A 13,495-nucleotide genomic window follows, 5' to 3' on the forward strand; every position below is an offset into this window, starting at 1 on the left:
TTTTAAAAGAAGAAAGATTGTAGTGAAAGGCGGCGACTCCTGCGGGAAAAGCGTGTTCGGTGAGACCCCGCAGGAGCTTGCGACGAGGAGACTCGCGGACCGCCCGCGGAAAGCGTCCGCCTGTAACGGAAATCACTATATTTAAATAGATGGCTTATTATTCTTCAGGCTATATTGTATTGGGATAATGTGGATTAACTAATACTCTATTAATAAACTTGTACCTCCTAAAAAGGTCGTTGAAAATGATATTGGTGGAAATCCAATTTCTTCAAACGCAATATTCGTATATAACAACCAAGCTTATATGCGTTATACTGAAAGATATGAGGAAGTGAAATAGATGATTGAATCTAAAAAGAGATGGCGTATGGAGCAATCAGATGACCAAATCGTTCAACATTTACAACAAGCTTTAAAACTACCACCCGTGTCTGCAAAACTCCTTGCTTCTCGAGGGTTTATTGATGTCGATAAGACAAAGGCATTTTTAAATATGAATGAAACATCAATGCATGATCCCTATATGTTACATGATATGGATAAAGCTGTGACTCGAATTAAACAAGCAATTGCCAATGAGGAATTAATATTAGTCTATGGTGATTATGATGCGGATGGAGTGACTAGTACATCCGTCATGATGACTGCTCTTCAACTACTCGATGCTCAAGTTACATATGTTATTCCAAATCGTTTTGTAGATGGCTATGGTCCAAGTGAACGATTATTTAAAGAAGCGTATGAAGACGGTGTAAATTTAATAATTACAGTAGATAACGGAATTTCAGGAGTCAATGAGATTCAGCTCGCCAAGGAACTAGGCATGGATGTTATCGTAACAGATCATCATGAAGCGGGAGAAATTCTTCCTCCTGCAGATATGATTATTCATCCTAGACATCCTCTGGGCAATTATCCATTTGGTGAATTGGCTGGAGTAGGGATTGCTTTCAAAGTGGCTCACGCCTTACTTGGTGAAGTACCTAAAGAATTATTTGAACTCGTTGCCATTGGAACAGTGGCAGATTTAGTTTCCTTGCATGATGAAAACCGCTATTTCGTACAACAAGGGATTAAGCAAATGCGCGAGTCAAAACGACCAGCGATTCAAGCGTTATGCCAAGTTGCTGGAACTGAACAAAATCTAATAGACGAAGAAACGATTGGGTTTTTATTTGGACCACGCATTAACGCTCTTGGTCGGTTAGCGGATGCAGGTCCTGGTGTTGAGCTTTTTTTATCGACAGATTCAGTTGAGGCTATGTCACTTGCTAAATTGCTAGATACACATAATAAAGAACGTCAAGGTATTGTTAGTAAAATGACAGAAGAAGCAATAGCTATGGTAGAAGCCGGAGAAACCGGGCTAGATCCTCACGTCATTATTGTGGCAAAAGAAGATTGGAATCCAGGGGTAGTAGGGATTGTAGCCTCACGACTGGTTGAGAAATACTATCGTCCAACCATTGTGCTTGGTCTTGATTCAAAAAAAGGCGTTGCTAAAGGTTCGGGTAGAAGTATTGCTGGTTTTAATTTATACAATGAACTAGCAAAAAATCGTGACATCCTGCCTCAATTTGGTGGGCATCCAATGGCTGCAGGGATGACGTTGTCAATTGAACATGTAGAGGAGTTACGTAATCGACTTCAAAACCAAGCCGAGGAAACATTATCTGAAGAAGATCTGCAACCTGTTCAAAAAGTCGATATTTCTATTAATATAAACGAAATTGATTTAAAGTCGATCGAGTCATTAAAACAACTGGGTCCCTTTGGAATGGGTTTTCCAAAACCCATGTACTGCATCGAACGAGTAAACATAACTTCTATGAGAAAAATTGGAGCTAATCAAAATCATGTGAAAATGGAACTAGCGGATGGACCACATACTTTGGATGCGGTTGGTTTTAGCCAAGGAAATTTAGCAGATGAATTAACACCTGGTATTGAAGTATCATTTATTGGTGATATTCAAATTAATGAATGGAATGGCCGCAAAAAACCACAGTTCATGATTGAAGATGCGAAGACCGATGAATGGCAACTATATGATATTCGAGGAATACGCCAAGTGAACAGGTGGAATCAAATAATTCAGCCTGAACAAACCCTTTACCTGGCATTTAATCAAAAAACAATTCAACATTTTGAGTCATTATTAAATGTTAGCATCACGCTAGTTTCTGGAAACCAACCGAGTCCAGAACCAAAACCATATATCGTCTTACTCGATATTCCACATGATGAAGAAATTTTGGAAACAATATTGACACATATTCAACCAAAACGGATTTATGCTCATTTTTATGCACCTGATTCCACCTACTTTGAAGTTATGCCTAGTCGTGATCATTTCAAATGGTATTATGGATTTTTAGTAAAACGCCCTTCATTTGATCTACAACAACACGTAAATAAGTTAGCTAAACATAAAGGGTGGACAACGAGCACATTATTTTTCATGACAGAGGTGTTTTTTGACCTAGGTTTTGTTAAAATGAACAATGGACGAATTGACATGCAAGAAACAGCTGTGAAACGAGATCTTGCGGAGTCGATGATCTATCAATCACGAGAACAGCAAATGCAACTTGAACAAAAGTTGTTATATGCACCATATATGGAACTAAGACAATGGTTTGATAAACGCTTAGCCGAGCAGACCGTTCCTGAGGAGGAGCAACAATGGATTTAAAGCAATATGTAACAATTGTTGAAGATTGGCCTAAACCAGGTATTCGTTTTAAAGATATTACAACAATTATGGATAATGGTGATGCTTACAAATACGCTACTGATCAAATCGTCGAGTACGCGAAATTAAAGAATGTAGATATGATTGTTGGACCTGAAGCACGTGGATTTATTATTGGGTGTCCAGTAGCATACGCGATGGCAAAAGGCTTTGCACCAGTTCGAAAAGAAGGTAAATTACCTCGTGAAGTGATTACTGCTGAATATGACCTTGAGTATGGTACAAACGTCTTAGCAATGCACAAAGATGCGATTAAACCAGGGCAACGTGTTATGATAATAGATGACTTACTTGCAACTGGTGGAACGGTAGAAGCAACTATCAAACTCATTGAACAAATGGGCGGCGTTGTGGCTGGTTGTGCTTTCTTAATCGAGTTAACTTATCTTGATGGACGCGAAAAGTTAAAAGGCTATGATATTTGTACTTTGATGCAATACTAAATATAAAAGAGGGTGGACTTTACAAGTTCATCTTTTTTTTTATACAATAGGACATACATATATATATCGAAAGCGAATGGAGTCTGGTTATCGACATGGCGAAAGACCAAGTATTTACAGCTGAAGAAGTGTTTTCATTAGTCGCTACTTACATGAATGACAATCACGTAGAGTTTGTCAAAAAGTCATATGAAATGGCGGAGTATGCTCACAGAGAACAATTCAGAAAATCGGGAGAGCCTTATATTATTCACCCGATACAAGTAGCAGGGATATTAGCACAACTTCAAATGGATCCCGAAACAGTAGCTGGAGGGTTTTTACATGATGTCGTAGAAGATACCGACATCCATAGGGAAGATATCGTACGTGAATTTAGTGAAGAAGTTGCACTTTTAGTGGAAGGTGTCACGAAGTTAAGCAAAATTAAATTTATGTCAAAAGAAGAACAGCAAGCTGAAAATCATCGTAAAATGTTTGTTGCCATGGCCCAAGATATTCGCGTCATATTAATAAAATTAGCAGACCGGTTACATAATATGCGTACATTGAAATTTCAACCAGTTGAAAAACAACTAATCAAAGCGAGTGAAACGCTTGAAATATTTGCGCCTCTTGCTCATCGTCTCGGAATATCTACAATTAAATGGGAACTTGAAGACATTTCATTGCGCTATTTAAATCCACAACAATACTATCGTATAGTGAATTTAATGAAACGAAAACGTAATGAGCGCGAAGATTACTTAAACAATGTTATGGAAGGCATTAAAGTTGAACTGAAAAACGTTGAAATCGCGGCTGATTTATTTGGACGACCTAAACATATTTATAGCATTTATAAAAAAATGGTCGTACAGGACAAACAGTTTAACGAGATTTATGACTTACTTGCTGTTCGAATCACGGTTAATAGTATTAAGGATTGTTACGCTGTTTTAGGGATTATTCATACGTTGTGGAAGCCTATGCCTGGACGTTTCAAAGATTATATTGCTATGCCTAAACAAAACTTATACCAATCTCTTCATACAACTGTGGTTGGTCCACAAGGTGATCCTTTAGAAGTGCAAATTCGTACAGAAGATATGCATCGAATCGCCGAGTTTGGTTTAGCTGCTCACTGGGCTTATAAAGAAGGTAAAAAAGTAGAGTCATCGAATAAATCGGTTGATACTAAGCTTACATGGTTTAGAGAAATTTTAGAGTACCAAAATGATTCTTCAAATGCGGAAGAGTTTATGGAGTCACTTAAATTTGATCTATTCTCTGATATGGTCTATGTATTCTCCCCAAAAGGAGATGTCATGGAACTTCCAGCAGGATCGGTTCCTATTGATTTTGCCTATAGAATCCATTCAGAAATCGGAAACAAAACGATTGGATCAAAAGTAAACGGAAAAATGGTGCCACTTGATACCAAATTAAAAACAGGTGATATTGTTGAAATTTTAACTTCGAAACAATCTTTTGGCCCAAGTAGAGACTGGTTAAAAATAGCTCAATCGTCACAGGCTAAAAATAAGATTAAGCAATTCTTTAAAAAGCAATTACGTGACGATAATGTCCATAAAGGTCGCGAAATGATTGAAAAGGAAATTAAAGCTCAAGAGTTCGACATAAAAGAAGTATTAAACAATGAAAATATTAAACGTGTTTGTGCTAAATACAATTTCACAAGCGAAGAAGATATGTTTGCTGCGGTTGGTTTTAATGGAATTACTGCACAACAAGTCGTTAATCGCTTAGCTGAAAAAATGCGTAAAATTCGTGAGCAAGAAGAGGCGCTAGAAAAAATAACTAAAGAAATGCACACACCTCTAGTTCGAAAAGTCACGGAATCTGGTGTTATCGTAAAAGGAATTGATAATCTACTCATTCGTTTATCTAGATGCTGTCGTCCGGTTCCAGGCGATGAAATCGTCGGATTTATAACAAAAGGACGCGGGGTTTCTGTTCACCGAAATGATTGTCCAAATGTGGTTGTTGCAAAGGGTAACGAGCGAATCATTGAAGTGGAGTGGAGCGACCAATTAACGACGATGAATAGAAAAGAATATCAAGTTGATATTGAAATCTCTGCATTCGATCGTGCTGGTTTATTAAACGAAGTGATGCAAGTTGTCAATGAAAGTAAAACGAACATTTCGGCTGTTAGTGGGAAAGCCGATCGAGATAAAATTGCGACCATTCATATGACGCTTATGATTACAAATACAGCTCATTTAATAAAAATAGTAGAGCGTATTAAACAAATTCCCGATATTCATTCTGTGCAACGTATGACGAATTGAGGTTTTAAATATGAAAGTCGTATTACAGAGAAGTTTACATGCAAAAGTGGAAGTCAATGGGGAAGTCACGGGGCAAATTAATAAAGGTTTTGTCCTGTTAGTCGGCATCACACATGAAGACACACAAGAAGATGTTAGATACTTAGCAGAAAAAATAGCTAATCTACGTTTATTTGAAGATCATGAAGGTAAAATGAATCGATCCATTTTTGAAGAGAATGGGGCAATATTATCTATTTCTCAGTTCACACTATATGGTGATACGAAAAAAGGCAGACGCCCTAGTTTTAGTGAAGCGGCTAAACCTGAAGTTGCAAAACCACTTTGGGATTTATTTAACGATGAGCTACGTCAAAAAAATCTTCAAGTTGAGACCGGCGTCTTTGGAGCAATGATGAATGTAACCTTAACTAACGACGGCCCAGTAACATTAATTGTTGAATCAAAATGATAATAATCAAGTGAGACAAGAAAAAACTAACGGTTTCTCTTGAGGGGTGCAAAACTCAAAAACGAGCAGAAAAAGCATATAAAAAGTAAACCAAATTAGCATCGCATTTTAGCGGTGCTTTTTTGTTAATATCGAACAAATATACCCAACTAAGAGGCTGAGTTTTTCCGCCAAATATTTATTAGTCTTGTTTAACTTAAACACCAGTTAGTTGAGCAATGGGTCATTGAGGAATTTCAAATTCAAATTTACCATTCAAACCTTTTAATTGGTTTTTGACATCTTCTAATTCCACATAGGATGTATGTGCGTACTGAATAATTTGTTCATCTGTCATCTTGCCCTTAATAAGATTGCGAATTATTCTGTATCTTTCATTAACTACTCCAGTTGCTTTTCCTAATTCATAGCCGTCATCCCAAGCTTTGTCATAGCACTCTACACATTGTAAACATTCTTCTCGACCTTCCTTGATGAATCCACTTAAAATCAGAAGGACAAGTGCATATAAAGATATCACCATTATTTTTTTGTAAGAATACATTTAATCCCTCCTTTGCTACAAAATATGGTCGATGCGGTTAATATTAATGAGCCAATTTCCTTGTTCCATTAGTATCTCCAATCTTTTCGAAATAACCGTACGTCGTTAGTGTGATAAGCAATTTGCAGATGCTAATAATTAACATATCGATTAGCATAATACTTAATTGCAATACAACTTCTATTGTAGTGCGACTAAATAGGTTGTTAATTATAAAGTTAAAAATAGTGATTTTAGAGTAAGAAAATTGATGCATCAACAAATAAAGGATTACCAATTCAATTGCGAATTGGTAATCCTTTTGTGTTGTATTTTAAGTTTTTGCACCTCAGAAGAGAACCCGTTAAGAAAAAACATCCTTCTTTATTTAGCCATAGTAGTACTACTACTCGATAAATCAAGGGTGTTTTTTCATGGACAAAATTAAGTGAAATTTCTATATAGTTTCGACGTCTGAACCATGTTGATAAGCTAAAATCTTAAACCCGAAAGATTCAAGTTTAACTTCATTAGTATCAACATTTGAACTAAATTGTTCCTCAGTCCACATATTTTTAATGACTAATCCTTTAAGTGAGTAGGGTATCTTGAACGTTTTTTCGCTATTAGTGGGGTTAATGATGACCAGGACATTTCGGTCACCCTGATATTTCCGGTAAGCAACAATTTCTGTTTCTATGTGATTTAAGAATTGGAAGTCTCCCTCATTGGCCAGTAATTTTTCCGTTTGACGGAGGGAAATTAATTTTTTTACATGATCAAGTAAATCTAAGTTTTGATTATCTGGATTCCACTCCATGCATTTGCGGCAACCTGGGTCGCGACCACCTGTCATACCAATCTCGTCTCCATAATACATGCATGGAGACCCTATAAATGTGTATAAAAGAGTGTATATAAGTTTTACTCGGCTTACATCTTCCTGACATTCTGTAAGTATTCTAGGAGTGTCATGGCTACCTACTAGATTAAATGTGACATCCATGACATTTTTAGGATAACTCTGAATAACAGTTGTCATGGCATTCATAAATTCTTGAGCTGAAATCGTTTGATTCGCTAATAAATTCAAGACATTGGTAGTAAAGGGATAGTTCATGACCGCATCAAACTGATCACCTAATAGCCAAGGCATGGAATCATGCCATATTTCACCGAGAATATAGATATCTGGTTTTTGTTTGCGTATAACGGTGCGGAACTCTCTCCAAAATTGATGATCAACTTCATTTGCAACATCGAGCCGCCATCCATCAATATCAAATTCCTTAATCCAATAGGATGCAACATCTAGTAAGTATTTCTTAACTTCTGGATGTTGAGTATTAAGTTTTGGCATGGATTCGACAAACCCGAAGGTCTCATAGTTCGGATGTTGCCCTCCATGAAGCGGGAGGTTATGTGGATAAAACCAGTTGACATAGTCAGACTGTTGCCCTTTTTCCAATACGTCCTGGAAAGGAGGAAAATAATACCCACAATGATTGAAAACAGCGTCAAGCATCAATTTTATTCCTCTTGCATGGCATTCTTTTACTAATCTTTTAAAATCTTCTTTCGTCCCAAATTGAGGATCTATTTCAAAATAATCAATCGTGTCATACTTATGGTTGGATTGCGCCGTGAAAATTGGTGTTAAATAGATACCATTTATGCCTAGTTCCACTAAGTGATTGAGATGTTGAATGACACCTTCGATATCTCCACCAAAGAAATTACTTTGAGTAGGTTCAGCTGATCCCCAGGGAATAACATGTTGTGTGTCATTTGAGGGATTTCCGTTTGCGAATCTTTCAGGGAAAATTTGATACCAATTTGTACCTTTAACCCAAGCTGGTGCATCGAAAAGTTCGGATGCATGAAGGTATGGGAAGCAAAAATAATAGGAACAGTCATCGATAGATTCTTCATAAAAACCTTTTTCTGTATACAGAAGAATTTCATCTTGGGCATGTAATTCAAAGCCATATCGAATTCTTCGATGTGCTGGTGTAATTTTAACTTCCCAGTAATCAAATAGAGCATCTGTAGCGTTTAATAACATGTCAATTCTTTGGAATATCCACTTACCATCTTTCCAAATATAAGGATCACCATAAAGAAGCTGGATGCTGTCTACATTATCTTTTTTTGTTTGAATTCTAATAGCCAAAGTCGATTCGTCAAAAATATAGGAATCATTATTTCCAGGTCGGTGAAAAACTGCAGATCGCTCCATGTAAAACACTCCTTATATAATTGATTGAGTAAAAAATAGTAAAACTACGTTTCAGATTAACAAAAAAATACAAGTAACTCAATATTATATTGTAAAAAGTCATTTTACAATTCAAACCAAGATTTGGATTGAATAGGTGAAAGGTCATGCTACATAGAGATTTCCCATATGCCCCTTCTTGGAGGACCATGAAGTCGTGTAGTCATATTTCATACTATAACTATTGAGCTAGAGGGCATCTTCCACTTTATACTTTTCACTATATTTAATTATAAAAAAGTATTGTAAATTTTCAAACAATCATTATAATTAAAATTGTGCAATCGCTTTCATAAAGAACATGTAACTTAATAAAAGACGAAGAGTTTTATAAAAACGTATATAACTATATTTCTTTAATTGCTTGAAATATGATAAAAACGTTTTCATTTTTACAATCTTTTCGTTTTTGTGCAAACGGTTGTATTAAATATAAAATAGATATTAGGAGGGTCATGATGAAAAAGAATTTATTAGTGATGATGCTTGTGTTTTTACTGACAATTTTAGCGGCTTGTGCACCTGATCGTGCAGAAGAAACTACACCAGATGACGATGGAGAAGATGGTACAGAAGTGACTGAAGAGGCTAAACCTGAAAAATTGGTTATTTGGGAAGATATAGACAAGAGTAAAGATTGGCTACCTGCTGCTATAGCTTCGTTTGAAAAAGAGCATGGTATTAAAGTTGAATTTAAGGAATTAAACATGGCGGATAAAATCCGTGATCAATTACGTCTTGATGGTCCATCAGGAAGTGCACCAGACGTAGTGACTCTTCCACATGATCAAATCGGTCAAGTAGTTATTGAAGGGCTTATCCAAGAAATTACTGTAGATGATACAGTGTTAAAAACATACAGCGAGTCATCAGTAACTGCTCAAATGTATGATGGGAAATTATACGGTCTACCGAAAGCAACGGAAACACCAGTTTTAATTTATAATAAAGCGCTGATGGAAGAAGCTCCAAAAACAATGGATGAACTTTACGCATTCTCTAAAGATTTCACTAAAGGCGATAACTATGGTTTCCTTGCACTTTGGGATAACTTCTACTTCGCACACGGTGCAATTGCAGGTATGGGTGGATATGTATTCAATGAATCATCTGAAGGTTTAGACCGTGACGATATCGGATTAAATAATGAAGGCGCAGCAGAAGGAGCGGCTTACATTCAACAATGGTACAAAGAAGGATTATTCCCTAAAGGTATAATTGGTGATAGTGGTGGCGCAGCTATGGACGGATTATTTAACGAAGGTAAAGTTGCAGCAGTCATGAATGGACCTTGGGCGTTCCAAGGTATGCGTGATGCAGGAATTGATATCGGTATTGCTCCGATGCCAATATTGCCTAACGGAGAGCAAGTAAAGACCTTCATGGGCGTTAAAGGATGGCATGTAACTGAATTCACAGAAAATCCTTATTGGGCAACCAAATTAATTGAACACTTATCAAACGATGAAAACTCAAAAGCTCGTTTTGAGGCAGTTTCTGAGATTCCGGCAAACGTTGCATTAGTTGATGATCCAATTATTGCTGACAATGAAGGTGCAAAAGCAGTAGCAGTGCAATCTCAATACGCTGTACCAATGCCAAACATTCCTGAAATGGCTGAAGTTTGGGGACCAATGGCAACAGCACTTCAAACTTTGGCTACTGGTAAAGCACAGCCACAAGAAGCTTTAGACGAAGCTGTAAAATCAATTACAACTAATATCGAAACAAATCACCCAGCTAAATAAGGTGATGAAAAGATAAGGGCGGTACCTTCTACTAAAGAAGGTATGGCCTGTCCTTTTATTTTACTTAAAACTCTTTCTCTTTAAATGAGATGAGTCTTGCAAATTTATTGTAGCTTCATCTGGTTTAAATCGATTGATACATAACGCAAATACTTTCTCCTAGAGTGAAAGAGAGGCTACCATAAATGGAAAACTTACAAACCACAACAAATCATCGAAGAAACGCTTTACTGCTATCCATCATTCCAGGATTCGGTCAATTTTATAATAAGCAGTTTTTAAAAGGGTTGATATTTCTCATCTTTTCTTCTTCATTTGGATTTGTTTTTTTCGAAATGATTGGAGAAGGCTTTTGGGGGATTGTGACTTTAGGCGAGATTCCTAAGTTAGATCATTCCGTTTTCCTTTTGATTGATGGAATAATTGCCATTATCATTACGATTATGGGTCTCGCAATTTATTCTTTTAATCTTTACGATGCTTATCAGAATGGGAAAAAACGTGACTTAGGTATTGCCGTCAACTCGGTTCGAAAACAATACCATAATTTAATTGATAATGGTTTTCCATATTTAATGATTACACCTGGCTTCTTTTTATTAATCTTCGTAGTCATTTTCCCTATATTATTTGTATTACTACTAGCATTTACGAATTATGATCTATATCATTCCCCACCAAATAATTTGGTGGATTGGATTGGTTTCCAAAACTTTGTTGATATATTTAGACTTGAAATTTGGCGTACTACATTCTTTTCCGTGCTGGCATGGACTGTTGTATGGACTTTTGGTGCAACGACTCTACAAGTTGCACTTGGTATTTTCTTGGCGATTTTAGTAAATCAAAAGGATTTAAAAGGAAAAGCTATCATTCGAACAATTATGATTTTGCCATGGGCAGTTCCTGCATTTATCACCATATTAATTTTCTCTGGAATGTTTAATGAGACATTCGGGGTCATTAATCGATCGATATTACCGTTTATTGGTATGGAAGGAATACCTTGGATGACGAATGAAATGTGGACGCGCATTGCGTTAATTATGATTCAAACATGGCTTGGTTTCCCATTCATCTTTGCCATGACAACGGGTGTACTACAATCTATTCCAGATGAATTGTATGAGGCAGCAACAGTTGATGGGGCTTCCATTATGCAAAAGTTTTTCTCAATTACTTTGCCGCTTGTTATATTTGCAACCGCGCCAATACTAATTACCCAATACACCTTTAACTTTAATAACTTCAATGTTATTTTCTTATTTAATGGTGGTGGACCAGCAATACCAGGACAAAATGCAGGTGGAACTGACATTTTAATTTCTTGGATTTATCGTTTAACCATGACAAGTGCACAATATGGAAAAGCTGCTGCAGTTACCATGATTCTGTCCATCATTGTTATATCAGTTGCGCTATGGCAATTTAAGAGAACCAAGTCATTCCAAGAGGAGGATATGATGTAATATGAGCAATAAAAAAAGTAGATTAATCCGACTCACAATTTCTTATATCATTATTTTAGCGATGGTTTTCATCATTATTTATCCTTTACTTTGGGTAGTTGGTTCATCATTAAACCCAGGACAAAGCTTATCTGGCTCGAAAATGTTCCCGAATAACCCATCACTCGTGCATTATAAATACTTGTTTAATCTAGAAAATTCTAATTATCTGCTATGGTATTGGAATTCTATGAAGATTAGTGTTATTACGATGGTATTATCTGTTATTTCTGTATCATTTACGGCATATGCATTCTCTCGATATCGTTTTATTGGAAGAAAAAACGGCTTATTAACTTTTCTAATATTACAGATGATCCCAAACTTCGCTGCTTTAATTGCTATTTACGTATTAGCCAATCGTACAGGCTTAATTGATACACATATTGGTTTAATTTTGGTTTACGTTGGTGGATCTATACCGATGAATACTTGGCTAATGAAAGGATACTTAGATACGATACCAAAAGAACTAGACGAATCAGCAAAAATGGATGGCGCAGGACATTTTCGTATCTTCTTCCAAATTGTCATGCCTCTAGCAAAACCAATTATTGCGGTTGTAGCTTTGTTCTCGTTCATCGCCCCGTTAGGAGATTTCATTCTTGCAAGAATTTTGTTACGAGATGAAGAAAAATTCACTCTAGCAGTTGGATTATATGAATTAGTTGCTAAGCAATTTGGTAATGAATTTACGAAGTTTGCAGCAGGTTCGGTATTAATTGCCATACCAATTGCCATTCTTTTCTTAATGTTCCAAAAATATTTCGTATCGGGTTTGACCGCAGGTGGTACAAAAGGATAATGTTCAAAGCGCAATAAGGAATATGAAGGGGGAGCGGAAATTGAGGGATACACTTGTAGTACTCATTTTATTTCCGCTTCTTCTTTTTTTCGCAATTCCAGTAAGTGCAGTAGAAAAGAAGAACGAAAGTTTCAGGATGAAATTTTTTATTTCATTATGATTTACCGTTTTAATAATGAAGATAGTTCGAACGGTTTTAAAGTAAATGCTGCAGACCAAAAGGCATATAGTGGTGGGGATTTTAAAGGAATCACCGGCAAACTTGATTATATAAGTGAAATGGGATTCACAGCGATTTGGTTGACACCTGTATTCGATAAAGAAGAAAAAGGGTATCATGAATATTGGATTAATGACTTTTATGAGAGGGAAGAGCACTTCGGAACAATAGAAGTATTGGGGGGAAGTCTAGCATAATGATATTCGTGTTGTATCTTCTTATGAGGAAACAGGAATAGATAGTTTTGTCGATTTTTCACAAAATGAACATCTTCGTATAACTTTTTCCAAGCCGAATCAAAGTCTAGGTTGGTTGTTCACTTCACTAGAACACAACAAGGCATTTTTCAGACAACCTGAACTTTTGAGCAACTTCATGGATAATCATGATATGATTCGATTTACTAGAGATATTATTCAAAATAAGCAAGATCCGGTAACTCGGTGAAAATTTGCTCTTACCTATTT

Annotated in this window: 10 protein-coding genes; 8 read left to right on the forward strand and 2 right to left on the reverse strand. The window is 36.4% G+C overall.

The annotated features are described in order from the left end of the window. The first annotated feature begins 343 nt into the window (after positions 1-343). The 4 genes from recJ (at position 344) to dtd (ending at position 5,946) form a co-directional block, all read left to right on the forward strand. Complete coding sequence (gene recJ / locus E2636_RS06570; RefSeq protein WP_134209490.1) at positions 344-2,698, forward strand: single-stranded-DNA-specific exonuclease RecJ; 2,355 nt, start codon at positions 344-346, stop codon at positions 2,696-2,698. Further along, the gene (locus E2636_RS06575) at positions 2,689-3,201 is read left to right on the forward strand and encodes an adenine phosphoribosyltransferase (RefSeq protein WP_134209491.1); all 513 of its coding nucleotides are present in this window, start codon (positions 2,689-2,691) and stop codon (positions 3,199-3,201) included. The genes recJ and E2636_RS06575 overlap by 10 nt, the downstream gene beginning before the upstream one ends. Before the next feature lie 95 nt (positions 3,202-3,296). Further along, a complete protein-coding gene (locus tag E2636_RS06580; protein WP_134209492.1) occupies positions 3,297-5,495 on the forward strand; it encodes a RelA/SpoT family protein in 2,199 nt (732 codons plus the stop codon). A 10-nt stretch (positions 5,496-5,505) separates the two neighbouring features. Beyond that, on the forward strand, positions 5,506-5,946 hold the full coding sequence (dtd, locus tag E2636_RS06585; protein WP_134209493.1) for a D-aminoacyl-tRNA deacylase: 441 nt from the start codon (positions 5,506-5,508) through the stop codon (positions 5,944-5,946). Positions 5,947-6,169: 223 nt separating this feature from the next. Here dtd and E2636_RS06590 read toward each other — a convergent pair whose 3' ends face one another. Both E2636_RS06590 and E2636_RS06595 read right to left on the reverse strand, forming a co-directional pair. Then, positions 6,170-6,490: a hypothetical protein gene (locus E2636_RS06590; protein ID WP_134209494.1), complete on the reverse strand. Its 321-nt coding sequence runs from the start codon at positions 6,488-6,490 to the stop codon at positions 6,170-6,172. A gap of 436 nt (positions 6,491-6,926) precedes the next feature. Continuing rightward, positions 6,927-8,708, reverse strand: coding sequence for an alpha-glycosidase (locus E2636_RS06595; RefSeq protein WP_134209495.1), 1,782 nt, complete (start codon positions 8,706-8,708; stop codon positions 6,927-6,929). A gap of 497 nt (positions 8,709-9,205) precedes the next feature. Between E2636_RS06595 and E2636_RS06600 the strand changes: the two genes are divergently transcribed. The 4 genes from E2636_RS06600 to E2636_RS19605 all read left to right on the forward strand — a co-directional run bounded on the left by E2636_RS06600 (position 9,206) and on the right by E2636_RS19605 (position 13,225). After that, entirely contained in the window at positions 9,206-10,495 is a 1,290-nt protein-coding gene (locus tag E2636_RS06600) for an extracellular solute-binding protein (RefSeq protein WP_134209496.1), read from the forward strand. Positions 10,496-10,680: 185 nt separating this feature from the next. After that, positions 10,681-11,964: a carbohydrate ABC transporter permease gene (locus E2636_RS06605; protein WP_134209497.1), complete on the forward strand. Its 1,284-nt coding sequence runs from the start codon at positions 10,681-10,683 to the stop codon at positions 11,962-11,964. A gap of 1 nt (position 11,965) precedes the next feature. Continuing rightward, positions 11,966-12,808, forward strand: coding sequence for a sugar ABC transporter permease (locus E2636_RS06610; protein WP_134209498.1), 843 nt, complete (start codon positions 11,966-11,968; stop codon positions 12,806-12,808). A 156-nt stretch (positions 12,809-12,964) separates the two neighbouring features. Next, positions 12,965-13,225 carry an alpha-amylase family glycosyl hydrolase gene (locus tag E2636_RS19605; RefSeq protein WP_322789586.1) on the forward strand — a complete coding sequence of 87 codons (261 nt, stop codon included), beginning with the start codon at positions 12,965-12,967 and terminating at the stop codon, positions 13,223-13,225. The last annotated feature ends 270 nt before the right edge of the window (positions 13,226-13,495 follow it).

Origin of the sequence: Paenisporosarcina antarctica, assembly GCF_004367585.1 — a bacterium.
GTDB classification, from domain to species: domain Bacteria; phylum Bacillota; class Bacilli; order Bacillales_A; family Planococcaceae; genus Paenisporosarcina; species Paenisporosarcina antarctica.

What these genes read in the sequence shown, in the direction of transcription:
- recJ (WP_134209490.1), top strand. Translation starts at nt 344, where the DNA reads ATGATTGAATCTAAAAAGAGATGGCGTATGGAGCAATCAGATGACCAA.
- E2636_RS06575 (WP_134209491.1), top strand. Translation starts at nt 2,689, where the DNA reads ATGGATTTAAAGCAATATGTAACAATTGTTGAAGATTGGCCTAAACCA.
- E2636_RS06580 (WP_134209492.1), top strand. Translation starts at nt 3,297, where the DNA reads ATGGCGAAAGACCAAGTATTTACAGCTGAAGAAGTGTTTTCATTAGTC.
- dtd (WP_134209493.1), top strand. Translation starts at nt 5,506, where the DNA reads ATGAAAGTCGTATTACAGAGAAGTTTACATGCAAAAGTGGAAGTCAAT.
- E2636_RS06590 (WP_134209494.1), bottom strand. Translation starts at nt 6,490, where the DNA reads ATGTATTCTTACAAAAAAATAATGGTGATATCTTTATATGCACTTGTC.
- E2636_RS06595 (WP_134209495.1), bottom strand. Translation starts at nt 8,708, where the DNA reads ATGGAGCGATCTGCAGTTTTTCACCGACCTGGAAATAATGATTCCTAT.
- E2636_RS06600 (WP_134209496.1), top strand. Translation starts at nt 9,206, where the DNA reads ATGAAAAAGAATTTATTAGTGATGATGCTTGTGTTTTTACTGACAATT.
- E2636_RS06605 (WP_134209497.1), top strand. Translation starts at nt 10,681, where the DNA reads ATGGAAAACTTACAAACCACAACAAATCATCGAAGAAACGCTTTACTG.
- E2636_RS06610 (WP_134209498.1), top strand. Translation starts at nt 11,966, where the DNA reads ATGAGCAATAAAAAAAGTAGATTAATCCGACTCACAATTTCTTATATC.
- E2636_RS19605 (WP_322789586.1), top strand. Translation starts at nt 12,965, where the DNA reads ATGATTTACCGTTTTAATAATGAAGATAGTTCGAACGGTTTTAAAGTA.